Annotated in this window: 14 protein-coding genes; 10 read left to right on the top strand and 4 right to left on the bottom strand. The window is 59.3% G+C overall.

Annotation, left to right across the window (positions count from 1 at the left end):
- Nucleotides 1-17 precede the first annotated feature (17 nt).
- The 8 genes from nusA (at nucleotide 18) to ribF (ending at nucleotide 7,684) form a co-directional block, all read left to right on the top strand.
- Complete coding sequence (nusA, locus tag ACGHP1_RS03485) at nucleotides 18-1,124, top strand: transcription termination factor NusA (RefSeq protein ID WP_097773881.1); 1,107 nt, start codon at nucleotides 18-20, stop codon at nucleotides 1,122-1,124.
- Nucleotides 1,125-1,157: 33 nt separating this feature from the next.
- Nucleotides 1,158-1,457 carry an RNase P modulator RnpM gene (gene rnpM, locus ACGHP1_RS03490; RefSeq protein ID WP_390507740.1) on the top strand — a complete coding sequence of 100 codons (300 nt, stop codon included), beginning with the start codon at nucleotides 1,158-1,160 and terminating at the stop codon, nucleotides 1,455-1,457.
- The gene (locus tag ACGHP1_RS03495) at nucleotides 1,441-1,818 is read left to right on the top strand and encodes a hypothetical protein (RefSeq protein ID WP_005945406.1); all 378 of its coding nucleotides are present in this window, start codon (nucleotides 1,441-1,443) and stop codon (nucleotides 1,816-1,818) included. Before rnpM ends, ACGHP1_RS03495 begins: the two co-directional genes overlap by 17 nt.
- Nucleotides 1,815-4,295, top strand: a complete 2,481-nt coding sequence (infB, locus tag ACGHP1_RS03500) for a translation initiation factor IF-2 (RefSeq protein WP_390507742.1) — start codon at nucleotides 1,815-1,817, stop codon at nucleotides 4,293-4,295. The genes ACGHP1_RS03495 and infB overlap by 4 nt, the downstream gene beginning before the upstream one ends.
- Nucleotides 4,296-4,464: 169 nt before the next feature.
- A complete protein-coding gene (gene rbfA, locus ACGHP1_RS03505; protein ID WP_005945412.1) occupies nucleotides 4,465-4,857 on the top strand; it encodes a 30S ribosome-binding factor RbfA in 393 nt (130 codons plus the stop codon).
- A 17-nt stretch (nucleotides 4,858-4,874) separates the two neighbouring features.
- Nucleotides 4,875-5,864, top strand: a complete 990-nt coding sequence (locus ACGHP1_RS03510; protein WP_390507745.1) for a bifunctional oligoribonuclease/PAP phosphatase NrnA — start codon at nucleotides 4,875-4,877, stop codon at nucleotides 5,862-5,864.
- Complete coding sequence (gene truB, locus ACGHP1_RS03515; RefSeq protein ID WP_390507747.1) at nucleotides 5,865-6,749, top strand: tRNA pseudouridine(55) synthase TruB; 885 nt, start codon at nucleotides 5,865-5,867, stop codon at nucleotides 6,747-6,749.
- Between the two features lie 17 nt (nucleotides 6,750-6,766).
- Entirely contained in the window at nucleotides 6,767-7,684 is a 918-nt protein-coding gene (gene ribF, locus ACGHP1_RS03520; RefSeq protein WP_120079721.1) for a riboflavin biosynthesis protein RibF, read from the top strand.
- Between the two features lie 53 nt (nucleotides 7,685-7,737).
- On the opposite strand, the gene tsaD is transcribed toward ribF, so the two are convergent.
- The 3 genes from tsaD to ACGHP1_RS03535 all read right to left on the bottom strand — a co-directional run bounded on the left by tsaD (nucleotide 7,738) and on the right by ACGHP1_RS03535 (nucleotide 11,630).
- Nucleotides 7,738-8,745, bottom strand: a complete 1,008-nt coding sequence (gene tsaD, locus ACGHP1_RS03525; RefSeq protein WP_390507750.1) for a tRNA (adenosine(37)-N6)-threonylcarbamoyltransferase complex transferase subunit TsaD — start codon at nucleotides 8,743-8,745, stop codon at nucleotides 7,738-7,740.
- Between the two features lie 3 nt (nucleotides 8,746-8,748).
- Nucleotides 8,749-11,322, bottom strand: coding sequence for a DNA polymerase I (gene polA / locus ACGHP1_RS03530; RefSeq protein ID WP_390507752.1), 2,574 nt, complete (start codon nucleotides 11,320-11,322; stop codon nucleotides 8,749-8,751).
- 119 nt (nucleotides 11,323-11,441) lie between these two features.
- Nucleotides 11,442-11,630 (bottom strand): ferredoxin, encoded by a 189-nt coding sequence (locus ACGHP1_RS03535; protein ID WP_005945433.1) that lies wholly within the window; start codon nucleotides 11,628-11,630, stop codon nucleotides 11,442-11,444.
- Between the two features lie 115 nt (nucleotides 11,631-11,745).
- Here ACGHP1_RS03535 and ACGHP1_RS03540 point away from each other — a divergent pair, with 115 nt between their 5' ends.
- Nucleotides 11,746-12,087 (top strand): arsenate reductase family protein, encoded by a 342-nt coding sequence (locus ACGHP1_RS03540; RefSeq protein WP_005945436.1) that lies wholly within the window; start codon nucleotides 11,746-11,748, stop codon nucleotides 12,085-12,087.
- A 107-nt stretch (nucleotides 12,088-12,194) separates the two neighbouring features.
- Nucleotides 12,195-13,109: an Ice-structuring protein gene (locus ACGHP1_RS03545; protein WP_097773874.1), complete on the top strand. Its 915-nt coding sequence runs from the start codon at nucleotides 12,195-12,197 to the stop codon at nucleotides 13,107-13,109.
- 51 nt (nucleotides 13,110-13,160) lie between these two features.
- Here ACGHP1_RS03545 and ACGHP1_RS03550 read toward each other — a convergent pair whose 3' ends face one another.
- Nucleotides 13,161-14,162 (bottom strand): glycosyltransferase family 2 protein, encoded by a 1,002-nt coding sequence (locus ACGHP1_RS03550; protein WP_390507755.1) that lies wholly within the window; start codon nucleotides 14,160-14,162, stop codon nucleotides 13,161-13,163.
- Between the last annotated feature and the right edge of the window lie 3 nt (nucleotides 14,163-14,165).

The raw sequence follows: 14,165 nt of genomic DNA on the forward strand, positions 1-14,165 counted from the left end.
CAGGAGGAACCCGAAAAATGGCAGCAGCGAACAATGAATTTTTTGAAGCTCTCTCCATGCTGGAGCACGAGCGCGGCATCACCGCAGAATACCTGATCGAAAAGATCAAGGCTGCGATCATCATTGCCGTCAAGAAGAACTATGAGGTGGAAGAGGACCACGTGAAGGTGGATATCGACCCCGCCGCAGGCCGCTTTGATGTGGCCCTGATCCAGGACGTTGTGGCCGACGAGGACTGGTACGACGAGCACTCTGAGATCGGCATTACCGAGGCACAGAAGATCCGCAAGAGCTACGAAGTGGGCGACCGCATCGTGACCCCCCTCAAGACCAAGGACTTCGGCCGCATTGCAGCCCAGACCGCAAAGCACGTGATCCGTCAGGGCATCCGCGAGGCTGAGCGCAGCCAGCAGCTGAGCGAGATCCAGTCCCGTGCACACGACATCGTGCAGGCCACCGTTACCCGCGTGGACCCGGAGAAGGGCATCGTTGCTCTGGATCTGGGCAAGGGCGGCGAGGCTATCCTGCCCCACAACGAGCAGGTGCCCGGCGAGGTGTACACCGAGGGCCAGACCCTGCAGGTCTACGTTGTGGACGTGGTCAGCACTGAGCGCGGCCCCCGCGTTATGATCAGCCGCACCCACCCCGGCCTTGTCAAGCGCCTGTTTGAGCTGGAAGTGCCCGAAATTTTTGACGGCACTGTGGAGGTCAAGGCCATCAGCCGCGAGGCCGGTGCCCGCACCAAGATGGCTGTTTGGAGCAAGGACCCCAACGTGAACCCTGTTTCCGCCTGCATCGGCGAGCACGGTGCCCGTGTAGCTGCTGTTGTGGAAAAGCTGGGCGGCGAAAAGATCGACATTGTGAAGTGGAGCGAGGATATCTCCGAGTTCATCTCCGCAGCACTCAGCCCGGCCAAGGTGGTCAAGGTGGAACTGCTGCCCGGCGAGACCCGTTCCTGCCGTGTGACCGTGCCCGACCAGCAGCTGAGCCTTGCCATTGGCAACAAGGGCCAGAACGCACGCCTGTGCGCACGCCTGACCGGCTACAACATTGATATCCGCCCCGAGAGCGGCTATTATGGCGAGGAAGAGCCCAAGAAGGAAGCCGAGACCGACACCGAGTAATTCCGGTGCAGATGGCCAAAGGAGGGAAACCGGATGGCACAGAAAAAGATCCCTTCCCGCCAGTGCATCGGCTGCATGACCAGCCGCCCCAAAAAGGAGCTGGTGCGTGTGGTACGTGCACCCAGCGGAGAGATCAGCATTGATCTGGTCGGCAAAAAGCCGGGCCGCGGCGCGTATCTCTGCCCGAACCCCGACTGCCTGACCAAGGCAAAAAAGAAAAAGGCGCTGGAGCGCTGCTTTGAGCAGCCGGTTCCCGCCGAAGTTTACGAGGCTCTGGCCGCACAGCTGGCCGAAGCCGCAAAGGAGGCAGCAGTAAATGGCAAAGAAGAATAACACCCCCGCAAAGCCCAAGCTGCCGCCGGAGGAAGCGCTGTTTCAGGCGCTGAGCCTGTGCCGCAAGGCGGGCGCACTGACCATGGGCTTTGATGCCGTGGAAGATGCCTGCGTCAAGAGCAAGGCATGGCTGGTGATGGTGGCAAGCGATGCCAGCGCCAAGACCGTGCAGCGCCTCGACTATTCTGTGGGCGATCTGGTGGATGTGATCACCATGCCACTTACGCAGGATAAACTGGCCGATATCAGCCGCAAGCCTGTGGCTGTTTACGCGGTGACTGACCGCAACCTCGCAAAGCTCTGCTTTGACCGCCTGTCGGACTGCGGAGCAATCAAAAATGAGGAGGATATGACCGAATGATCGTAAAATATAAAGTGAGTGATTTTGCAAAGGACCTGAACCTTTCCGCCAAGAAGGTCCTGGATGAGCTGAACGCCATGGGCAGCACCGGCAAGAAGAACAGCTCCAATCTGGAAGAGAACGAGCTGAACTACCTGCTGGAAAAGTTCAGCAAGGATAACAGTGTGGCAAATCTGGACGAATTCCTGAACAGCGCCAAGGCCGCAAAGGAGGAGCCGAAGCCCACTGAGAAGAAGGCCGAGAAAAAGCCCGAGAAAAAGCCCGAGAAAAAGCCCGAAGCTCCCAAGGCAGAAAAGAAGCCGGAGCAGCCTGCCGCCAAAAAGGCAGAGCCTGCCCAGCAGGATAAGAACGGCAATAAGCATAACGAAAAGAAGAACGAGCAGCACAAGAAGCGCGAGGAAAAGACCGTTTCTCTCAGCGAACTGGCTCGTGAGACCGGTGCCAAGGCATCCGCTGCTCCGGCACAGGCTGTGTCCGTGCGCCGCGAGGACAATCAGGTCACCGTGGATACCCGCACTGTGGATATGAACGTGGACCGCTTCGATGCCCGTTACGATGATCTGGCTTCCACCAAGAACACCGAGAACCGCCGCAAGCCCACCCCGCAGGGCAACAAGCAAAAGTTCACCCAGCGCGGTCAGCGCCAGCGCCAGCAGTTCCAGAAGGGCAAGCGCGAGACCGAGTTCGAGCGTCTGCAGCGCATCCAGCTGGAAAAGGCCCGCAGCGCACAGCTGAAGGTGATGATCCCCGACGAGATCACCGTGGGCGAGCTGGCTGCCCGCCTGAAGCAGCAGGCCGGCAAGGTCATTGCCAAGTTCATGCAGATGGGTGAGATGCACGCCATCAACGATGTGATCGATTTCGATACCGCTTCTCTGCTGGCAGAGGAGTTCCACGCAAAGGTCGAGCACGAGGTGCATGTGACCATCGAGGAGCGCCTGTTCACGCAGGAAGAGGATTCGCAGGAGGATCTGGTGGAGCGTCCCCCGGTGGTCTGCGTTATGGGCCACGTTGACCACGGCAAGACCAGTATTCTGGATGCCATCCGCAAGACCAACGTTACCGCAGGCGAGGCCGGCGGCATCACGCAGGCCATCGGTGCATATCAGGTCAAGGTCAACGACAGCCTCATCACCTTCCTGGATACCCCGGGCCATGAGGCATTCACCTCCATGCGTGCCCGCGGTGCCAACATGACCGATATTGCCGTTCTGGTGGTTGCTGCCGACGACGGCATCATGCCCCAGACCATCGAGTCCATCAACCACGCCAAGGCTGCAAATGTCAAGATTATCGTGGCAATGAACAAGATGGATAAGCCCACCGCAAACCCCGAGCGCGTGATGGAAGGCCTGACCAAGTACGGCATCATCACCGAGGACTGGGGCGGCGATGTGGCCTGCATCCCGGTGTCTGCCCTGACCGGCATGGGCATCAACGACCTGCTGGAGCGCATCGCTCTGGAAGCTGAGGTCATGGAGCTGAAGGCAAACCCCAACCGCCGCGCCAAGGGTGCGGTCGTCGAGGCCCGTCTGGACAAGGGCCAGGGCCCCATTGCCACCATTCTGGTGCAGAATGGCACCCTGCACTCCGGCGATGTGATCATTGCCGGTACCGCTGTGGGCCGCGTGCGCACCATGCGCAGCGACAAGGGCCAGCTGCTGAGCGATGCCGGCCCCTCTACCCCTGTGGAGATCACCGGCCTGACCGCTGTGCCCGAAGCAGGCGACCTGTTCGAGGCTGTTGAGGACGAGCGTCTGGCCCGTGAGCTGGCCGAACAGCGCGTTGCTGCCGCCAAGGAAAAGCAGTTCTCCTCCTTCCAGAAGGTCACTCTGGATAACCTGTTCAGCCAGATGGCTCAGAACGACATGAAGGAACTGGCCATCGTGGTCAAGGCCGATGTGCAGGGTTCTGCCGAGGCTGTGAAGCAGAGTCTGGAGAAGATCTCCAACGAAGAGGTGCGCGTGCGGGTCATCCATGCCGGTGTCGGTGCCATCAGCAAGTCCGACGTGGATCTGGCCGATGCCTCCAACGCCATCATCATCGGCTTCAACGTCCGCCCGGACAATGTGGCCAAGGAAGAAGCTGCTGCCACCAAGGTGGAAATGCGTATGTACCGCGTCATCTATGATGCCATCAATGATGTCACCGACGCTATGAAGGGCATGCTGGCTCCCAAGTTCCGCGAGGTGTCTCTGGGCGAGCTGCAGGTCCGTCAGGTGTACAAGATCTCCAATGTGGGCACCGTTGCAGGCTGCCGCGTGACCAGCGGCAAGATCACCCGCGACAGCAAGGTGCGCGTGGTGCGTGACGGCATCGTGATCACCGAGGACGAGATCGCATCCCTGAAGCGCTTCAAGGATGATGCCAAGGAAGTGGCCGAGGGCTACGAGTGCGGCGTTACTCTGGCAAAGTTTGCCGACGTTAAGGAAGGCGACGTGTACGAAGCCTTCAAGATGGAAGAGTACCGCGATTAAGATCTGAAATATCCCTCTCCGTCATTGCTGGCGCAATGCCATCTCCCCCGAGGTGGGAGGTTTGCAGAGAAACGGAACGTTTGCCGTATCCACGCAAAAAGCTCGCCTCTCGGGAGAGCTGCCGAGCGAAGCGAGGCTGAGAGGGTTTTCTTTTATAGGGAGAAATACTATGTCTCAGAAGAATATGGGCCGTCTGGCGCAGGATATGAAGCGCGAGATCATTGCCATCATCGGCAGGCTGAAGGACCCGCGTCTGGAGGGCGGCCTGCTCACCGTCACCCGTTTGGATGTGACCCCTGATCTGGATGTGGCCAAGGTGTATGTGAGCGTGATGGGCCGCGAGGACGGCCCAAAGCCCGCCATCGAGGCACTGAACCGCGCGGCAGGCCATGTGCGCACTGAAGTGAGCAAGAAAATGCACATCCGCAAGGCTCCCCGCTTCATCTTCGTAGAGGATGACGGTGCCGCCTATGCAGCCCACATCAACGAGCTGCTCCGCACGCTGAACGTGAACGGCGACGCTGACACCGAAGCCAGCGCACCGGAGGAGACCGAAGAATAATTCCGCCTGCGGAAAGGATGGATCATGGAATGACAGAACAGTTGAATGTGCAGCAGATGGCCCAGCGCCTGATGACGGCGGACAACATTTTGATTCTGTGTCACAAAAACCCGGATGGCGATACCATTGGCTGCGGCAGCGCGCTGTATTGTGCACTGAAAGCACTGGATAAAAATGTGGCAGTGCTTTGCTCCGATGCCATTCCCAACCGGTATGCGTTTACCAACGCACATATGTTCAAAGGTGAGTTTGAGCCGCAGACGGTGGTAGCGGTGGATGTCGCCAGCGTGCAACTGTTTGGAGAAAACAACGGTATGACGCAGTTCTCGCGCCATGTGGACCTGTGCATCGACCATCACGCAGGCAACAGCGGCTATGCCGACTTCACCCTGCTGGATGGCAGCGCTGCAGCGGCGGCAGAGCTGCTGTACGAGGTAATCAACGCCATGGGCGTTGCCATTACGCCGCACATTGCAGACTGCCTTTACACCGGCCTTGCAACCGACACCGGCTGCTTCCGGTTCTCTTCCACCACGGCAAACACCCACATTGTGGCGGCAAAGCTCATTGAGGCGGGCTGTCATGTGGAAGAGCTGAACACCCTGCTGTTCGATACCAAGCCCCGTGAGCGCATGGAGGCCGAGCGCATTGCCCGCAACCATCTGGAATACTATCTGGACGGCCGATGCGCGCTCATCTACCTCACCCGGGACGAGGTCGAGCAGAGCGGGGTGGACCCGGCCGATCTGGAAGAACTGACCAGCCTGCCTGTGAGCATTGAGGGCGTAAAGGTGGGCCTGACCCTGCGGCAGCAGCCCGGCGGCAGCTACCGTATCAGTGTGCGCACCGCAAAGGGCGTGGACGCCTGCGCCATCGCTCGGCGTCTGGGCGGAGGCGGTCACAGCCGCGCTGCAGGCTGTGAGCTGCTGGGCAATCTGGAAAACGCAAAAAATGCAATTCTGGCAGAGGTGGAAGCCGAGCTGGACGCACCGCAGGAGGAAGCATAAATGCAGGGCATCCTGATCGTTGACAAGCCCATGGACTGGACCAGCTTTGATGTGGTGGCAAAGCTGCGCGGCGTGCTGGGCACCCGCAAGCTGGGCCACAGCGGCACGCTGGACCCCATGGCCACCGGCGTGCTGCCGGTGTTCTGCGGCGGTGCCAGCAAGGCAGTGGACCTACAGCTGAACCACGATAAAAGCTACCGTGCGGTTTTAAAACTGGGCGCGCGCACCGACACCGGCGATGTGACCGGCACTGTGCTGGAAACGGCTCCGGTCACGGCGGGCGAAGGGGAACTGCTGGCCGTGTTGCCACAATTCATCGGCCCGCAGATGCAGGTGCCGCCCATGTACTCGGCCATCAAGCTGAACGGTCAGCCGCTGTATAAGCTGGCCCGTGAGGGCGTGACCGTGGAGCGCAAGGCGCGCCCCATTGAAATTTACAGCATCACCTACGGCGGCAGCCCTGCCGAAAATGAGTATGTGCTGGATGTAACGTGCTCCAAGGGCACCTATATCCGCACATTGCTGGAAGACATTGCCGCAGCCATGGGCCAGAAGGGCACCATGAGCGCACTGCGCCGCACCTCGGCGGGCGTGTACACCGAAGCCGATGCCCACACGCTGGAGGAAATTCTTGCCGCAAAAGAGCAGGGCATGGACGCACTGGAAGCGCTGATGCTGCCGGTGGAAAGCGTGTTTGAAAGCCTGCCGCTGCTGGTGGTGGAGCCTTGGGTGGAACATCATTTGTACAACGGCTGCCCCACCAGCCGGTATCCGGCAGCAGATGGCCGCTACCGGGTGCGCAATGCCGCCGGACAGTTTTTGGGCCTTGCCAATATCGTACAGGGTGTGTTGCGGGTGGAAAAACTGTTCGTAGAACGTAATTGAAAAAGGAAACAAAACCCATGCAGATCATTTCACAATTTGCACCGCTGCCGCTGGCGCAGCCGGAAAAAGGCACCGCAGTGGCAATGGGCTTTTTTGACGGCATCCACATCGGCCACCGTGCGGTGATCGAAAGCGCCGTGCAGTGGGCCAAAGAACACGATGCCGCCCCGGCGGTGTTTACCTTCAAGCTGCCGATGGTGAATAAGATGAAGGGCAAGCGCCTGCTTTCCACAGCGGATAAGCATGCTCTGATCGCAAGTCTTGGCGTGGAGTATTACCTCACGCCGGACTTTGAGGAGATCAAGGGCCTGACCCCGGAGCAGTTCGTGCTGGGCATCGTGCGGGACTGCAATGCCCGTGCGCTGGTCTGCGGCGAAAACTTTACCTTTGGTGCCAAAGCGGCCGGCAACCCGGAGCTGCTGCGCACCCTCTGCGCTCCGTTGGGCGTGGAGGTGATCGTGGTGCCCATGGCGCAGTTTGAGGAAAAGCCGGTGTCTTCCACCCGCATCCGCACCGCGCTGGAAGGCGGCGACATCCCGGCAGCAAACGCCATGCTGGGGATGCCCTACGCCATCCGGTTCGAGGTGCAGCACGGTGCAGGTCTGGGCCACACGCTGGGGGTGCCCACCATCAACCAGCTGTATCCCGAGGGCTTTCAGCTGCCCCGCAGCGGCATTTATATCACCCGCACCCACATTGGCGGGGTGTGGTATCCTTCGGCCACCGGCCTTGGCAGCCGCCCTACCGTCAATGATGATGCCACCAAAGTGACCTGCGAGACCTTTATCCCGGGCTTTTCCGGCGACCTCTACGGCACCGACCCGGTGGTGGAGTTCCACGCCTACCTCAGCCCCAGCAAAAAGTTTGATACGCTGGACGAGCTGCGGGCCTGCATCAACAACGCTGCAAAGCGTGCACAGGAATATTTTGCATAAGAAAAAGACCTGTCCTTCCGGAGATCCCGGAAAGGCAGGTCTTTTTTTACTGCTTATTCGTAGTCGATGGGTAAAGTGGGCAGACCGTTCAGTTCAAGGCCCGCTGTGTGGCCTGCAATGTACTGGTAATACCCCTGCGCCGCGATCATAGCGCCGTTGTCACCGCAGAATTTCAGCTCCGGAAGATAAACTTTTGCACCCAGCTTCTGGGCACCGTCGTTCACCAGCTGACGCAGCCGTCCGTTGGCGGCAACGCCGCCTGCCAGACACACCTGCTTTGCGCCGGTGTCCGCTGCGGCCAGCAGCAGCTTTTCGGCCAGAATGCCCGCAATGCGGTCCTGAAAGCTGGCGGCAAGGTCGGGCACATTCACTTCTTCGCCCTTCATCTGGGCCTTGTTCACCTCATTGAGCACGGCGGTTTTCAGGCCGGAAAAGCTCACGTTGTACTTGCCGTCCACATGGGGCACCGGCAGGCGGTAGGCCTTGGGGTTGCCAGTCTTGGCGGCATTGGCCACGCTGGGGCCGCCGGGATAGGGCAGACCCAGCGTGCGGGCCACTTTGTCAAAGGCTTCACCGGCGGCATCGTCCACCGTGTGGCCGAGGATGTGGTAATGGGTGTAGTCCTGCACCTCCACAATGTGGCTGTGGCCGCCGGAGGCCACCAGACAGAGGGAGGGCGGCTTCAGCTCCGGGTGGGTGAGGTACAGCGCGGCAATGTGTCCGCGCAGGTGGTGCACCGGCACCAAAGGCTTATTGGCCGAGTAGGCCAGACCCTTGGCAAAATTCACGCCCACCAGCACTGCACCGATGAGGCCCGGCGCAAAGGTGACGGCCACGGCATCCACATCGTCGATGGTCTTGCCTGCATCCAGCAGGGCTTTTTTGACCGTAGCGCTGATAAATTCGCAGTGGCGGCGGCTGGCGATCTCCGGAACAACGCCGCCGTAAAGAGCCTGTTCTTTTACGCTGGTGGAAATGACGTTGCTCAGCAGGTGCCGGCCATCCTCCACCAGAGCTGCGGCGGTCTCGTCGCAGGTGGATTCAATTCCCAAAATAATCATGTTTTAGTGGGCCTCCAGCCAGTTTTTGCCTGCGTACACATCGGTGCTCAGGGGCACGGCATACTGCACGCAGCCTTCCATTTCCTCCCGCAGGATCTGCGCAGCCTTTTCGGCTTCAGCCTGCGGTGCTTCCACGATCAGTTCGTCATGGACGGTTAGAATCAGGCGGCTTTCCATCTTTTCGTTCCGCAGCCGCTTCCATACCCGCACCATGGCCAGCTTGATCACGTCGGCCGCAGTGCCCTGAATGGGGGTGTTGCGGGCCATGCGTTCGCCGCTGGAACGCACATTGAAGTTGCTGCTTGCCAGCTCCGGCAGAGCACGGCGGCGGCCGAACAGGGTGGAAACATAGCCGCAGGCCTTGGCGTCCGCAATGGTCTTATCCATGTAGCCGCTCACCTTGGGGAACGCGGCCAGATAGTTCTTGAGGAAGGCATCTGCCTCCTTCACACTCACGCCGATGTCCTTGGCAAGGCTGTAAGCGCCCTTGCCGTACATGATGCCAAAGTTGATGGCCTTGGCAGAAGAGCGCAGCCGGGAGGTGACTTCTTCCTGCGGGATGCCGTAAATTTTTGCGGCGGTGCTGCGGTGGATGTCCTCGCCGTTCAAAAACGCCTGCTGCATGTGCTCATCACCGGTAATGTGGGCAAGGATGCGCAGCTCGATCTGGCTGTAGTCGGCATCCACCAGCACACAGCCCGGCTTTGCAATAAAGTAGGCGCGCAGCTGGCTGCCCAGCTCGGTGCGGATGGGGATGTTCTGCAGGTTGGGGTTATCGGACGAGAGCCGTCCGGTGCGGGCCTCGGTCTGGTTGAAGGTGGAGTGGATGCGGCCATCCTCGCCGATCACCTTCAAAAGGCCCTCCACGTAGGTGGAGTTCAGCTTCTGGTAGGCGCGGTACTGCAGAATGTCCTCCACCAGCGGGTAATCCCGCAGGCTTTCCAGTGTTTCGGCATCCGTGGACCAGCCGCGCTGGGTCTTTTTGCCGTGGGGCAGGCCCATGGTGTCAAACAGCATTTCGCCCAACTGCTTGGGGCTGTTGGGGTTGAAGCTGGCGCTGCCGGTCTCCATGTGGATGCGGGTGAGCACCTGCTCCAGCTCAGTGCGCAGCTTTACGCCGAACTGCTCGATGCCGTCTTTGTCCACCAGCACACCGGTGCGGGTCATATCGGCCAGCACCTGTGCCAGCGGGAACTCGATCTCATTGTAAAGGCTGTCCTCTCCGCAGGCAGTGATCTCGGCCTTCATCTTGCAGAACAGGTCTGCAAGGCGGCCTGCATCCGGGTAATCGGCACAGGTAAAGGCAGCAGCGGCGCGGTAGCTGGCGGTCAGCTCGCTGATCTGATACTTGGAAGCGGATGCATCCAGCAGGTAGGCGGCAAGCTTGCCGTCCCACACGATGCTGCTGCCCCAGCCGCCTGCGGCCATGGCCTTGGCATAGAGGGGCGCTGCATTGAACACTTCCAGCGTTACGTCTGCGTTGTCCAGCAGGCGCACAAGGTCTGCATCCTCCAGCGGGTAAACGGTGCAGTCCTGCACGGCGTACCAGCTCTCCGGCTGCAGCACCACGTTGCGGGTGCCCTGCTTGCCCATCACGGCCGGGCGCGATGCCACCAGATAGGTGCCGGAAGGGGTCAGCGGCAGAGCTTCCAGCTCTGCTTCAGCCAGCTCGATGCCGTCCTCTTCTTCCGGGGCGGCAGGTGCAATGCCGGCCAGCCCAAAGCGCGGGATCAGAGAGTGGATCTCCAATTCCTGCAAAAGGCGCACGGCCTCGGCTTTGTTGCCCTCGCCCACGGCATAGGTGCCCTCGGCCGTGTCGATGGGTGCATCGGTGCGGATGGTGCCAAGGGTGTGGCTCAGCTGGGCCATCTCGCGGCATTCCAGCAAATGTTCCCGCTGTTTGGGCTTGATGAGCTTATCGTCGATGTGCTCGTACACGCCTTCCAGCGTGCCAAAGTTCTGCACAAGGGTCAGGGCGGTCTTTTCACCAATGCCCTTCACGCCCGGAATATTATCCGAAGCATCGCCCATCAGGCTCTTCACCTCAATGAGCTGTCTGGGCTGGATGCCGTATTTTTCCTGAATGGCGTCCACGTCCATTGTCACCGTCTTGCTGCGTCCCATGACAGTGGCGGCAAGCAGCACAGTGGTGGTGTCACTGACCAGCTGCAGGCTGTCCCGGTCTCCCGTAGCAAGGAAGCAGTCGTCCTTTCGGGCGGCGCAGGCAGCGGCCAGCGTGCCAAGAATATCATCCGCTTCCCAGCCTTCGGCGGTGACGGTGCGGTAGCCGAGGTCTGCCAGAAGTTCCTTGAGCACCGGCATCTGCTGGGCCAGCTCTTCGGGCATGCCATGGCGGGTGGCCTTGTAGCCATCGTACATTTTGTGGCGGAAGGTGGGAGCCTTCAGGTCAAAGGCAACAGCCACCTCGTCGGGTTCGCACTCCTTAAGCAGGGAGAGCAGGATATTCAGAAAGCCATAGATGGCGTTGGTGTATCGTCCGTCCTTGGTGGTCAGCAGCTTGATGCCAAAAAAAGCACGGTTGGCAATGCTGTTGCCGTCAATGACCAGTAAACGCATAGTCGTGTTCCTCCATTGCATTATTACACATTCTGCATTATACCACAAAACCGTGCCCAGCGGGGGATTTTTGCGTAAAAAAGAGAGAAAGCCGCCAACATGGTTGACGGCCTTCCCTCTTACTCCTCGATGCGGATCGCGCTTACCGGGCAGGCGTTGGCTGCGTCCACAGCCTGCGGCACCTCCTCCGGTGGGATCGGCCCGGGCTGGGCCACGGCCAGCGTGCCTTCCATCTGGAACACGGCGGGGCAAAGCCCGGCGCACTGGGTGCAGCCAATGCACAGATCAGGGTCAACATATGCGTTCATAGAAAAACCTCCTTCTGATAATGCCCTGCGGGCAGTATGGCCCATCCGGCTGCGAATTATGCCTATGCAGAGGGCACAGGATGTGGTACAATAAAAATTCAGGAGGGTACAGACCATGAATATTCAGATCTTTGGCACAAGCAAGTGCTTTGATACCAAAAAGGCCCAGCGCTATTTCAAGGAGCGCGGCATCAAGTTCCAGATGATCGACCTCAAGGAAAAAGAGATGAGCCGCGGCGAGTTCGAGAACGTAGCCCGCGCTCTTGGCGGCTGGGAAAAGCTGGTGGACCCCAATGCGAAGGACAAGCAGACCCTTGCACTTCTGGACGCACTGGTGGACTGGCAGAAGGAGGACAAGCTGTTTGAGAACCAGCAGCTGTTTTTAACGCCCATTGTACGCAATGGCCGCAAGGCCACCGTGGGCTACCAGCCCGATGTGTGGAAGACATGGGAATAAGGAATGCGCTTTTCACAAAAAAACCACGGGCATAGTTTTGCACAATGGGCCGGTATGTGGTATACTGGACACTGTAGCATTTGAGAACCCTGGGAGATAAAACAACTATGAAACATTATATTACCCCTGAAGAACATGCCCGGATGCAGCGCCGCCGCGGGCGGCAGGCACTGGGCCTTCTGGTTGCCATTCTGGTGATCGTGGGCTTTGTTACCGTGCTGCGGGCCGGTGTGGGCGCGGTGGCGAACCTGTTCGATGATACCGCCCAAAAGCAGGAATATGAAGATAAGCTGGAAGGGCTTGTGCTGTTTGACCCCATGCCATTTGACGGCATTGAGAACATCGACGACCTGACTCTGCGCGAAGCTGCGGTGTGGGGCTGCATCTATAATATTCAGGAAACGCAGGGCGGCTTTGACAACTACAATACCGACCCCGACACCGAACAGCTGCTGCTGCCCTCGCTGGATGTGGATGCCTACCTTGCAAAGCTGCTTGGCCCCGGCTTCAAGCTGACCCACCGCAGCTTTGAGATGGAGGATATGACCATCGAGTTTGACGATGCCACCCAGTGCTATAAGATCCCGGTCACCGGCACGGTGGGCTACTACCGCGCTGTCGTCACCAAGCTGTTCAAGCGCAGCGGCAAGCTGCATGTGACCGTGGGCTATATTCCCACCACCAGCACGGACGACAGCATCATCAATGTTTCTTCGGATACGCCCACCAAGTACATGGATTATCTGTTCGAGCGCCAGAGCGGCAGCTGGTATCTCACCGGCCTGACCGAGAGCGAGACCAAGGCCGAGAGCACGGAAAGCACACCGGCCGCGAATGTGCCGGAACCCATGGCAGAAAGCGATGTGCAGGATGCCATTCTTGCAGCAGCCGGTTCGGATTCTGCTTCGGCTGAGGCAGACAGCACCGCTGCAGACGAGGGCGTGGATACACAGGCGGAGGAACAGTCCGCCGACAGCACCGAGGCACAGGCGGACGAAAGCACAGCCAGCCCGGCGGCATAATACAAAACAAAAATACCGGATACAAGGCAGATGCTTCGTATCCGGTATTTTTTATTTGAGGTCAAATTTTACGATCACCAGCCGGTACCACAGGTACGGTACCATGTTCCAGATCATCCACAGCTCCATCAGGATGTAGTTGGGCAGATCCTTCAGGCGGAAAGGCCGCTTGCCCAGCCTGCCGCTTTTCAGCAGGGCAAAGGCTTCGTGCATCCCCTTGTCCCATGCCTCGCCAAAGCCCTGTTTGTGGAACTTGTAGCACTTGAGCAGGTAGCCCACGGCCAGAGGAATGAAGTTTAAAATCAGCATCAGCAGCGGTTCGTTTTTGAGCGGCAGCAGGATGCTGTTGCGGCCGCTCTGCTGGCTTTTGAAGGCGTTGTACTTCACCGCGCCGGTGCTGGCACCGCAGATGTGGTAGCACTTGGCGGTGGGGCAGAGCAGGTTTTTATAGCCTGCATTGTTGGCGCGCCAGCTCAGGTCCACATCCTCAAAGTAGGCAAAGAAGTTCTCGTCAAAATTGCCGATCTCGTCCAGAATGCTCTTGCGGTAGAGCGCCGCACCGCCGCAGGCCGAGAAGATGCGCTTTTGCCGGGTGTAGCGGCTTGCGCGGCGGCCATCGCCGGTCTTGCAGGCAAAGCCCATCCAGGTGACATAATCGCCGGCATCGTCGGCCAGCTCCCGGTCGAAGTGTCGGATCATCAGGCTCTGCACTGCAAAGATTTTCGGGTCGGTCTCAGCGGTGTGGATCAGCTCTTCCAGCCACTGGGGTTCGGCAAAGGCATCGTTGTTGAACAGCACCACATATTCACTGTCCGCCAGCGCAATGCCCTGATTCACTGCATGGGAAAAGCCGGTATTGGTGCCGTTTTCGATGAGGGTGAAATTTTCGCGGCTGCAATAGCTGCGGGCCTGCTCAAGGCTTTCGTCGGTGGAACCGTTGTCCACCACAATGAGCCGGAAGTTCTGTTCGGTCTGGGCATAGACCGACTCGATAGAATCCTTCAGCCAGCCCTTGCCGTTGATATTCGGGATCACGATAGTCGCTTTATACATAAA

This window comes from Faecalibacterium sp. i21-0019-B1, from assembly GCF_042852915.1.
Lineage (GTDB): Bacteria > Bacillota > Clostridia > Oscillospirales > Ruminococcaceae > Faecalibacterium > Faecalibacterium taiwanense.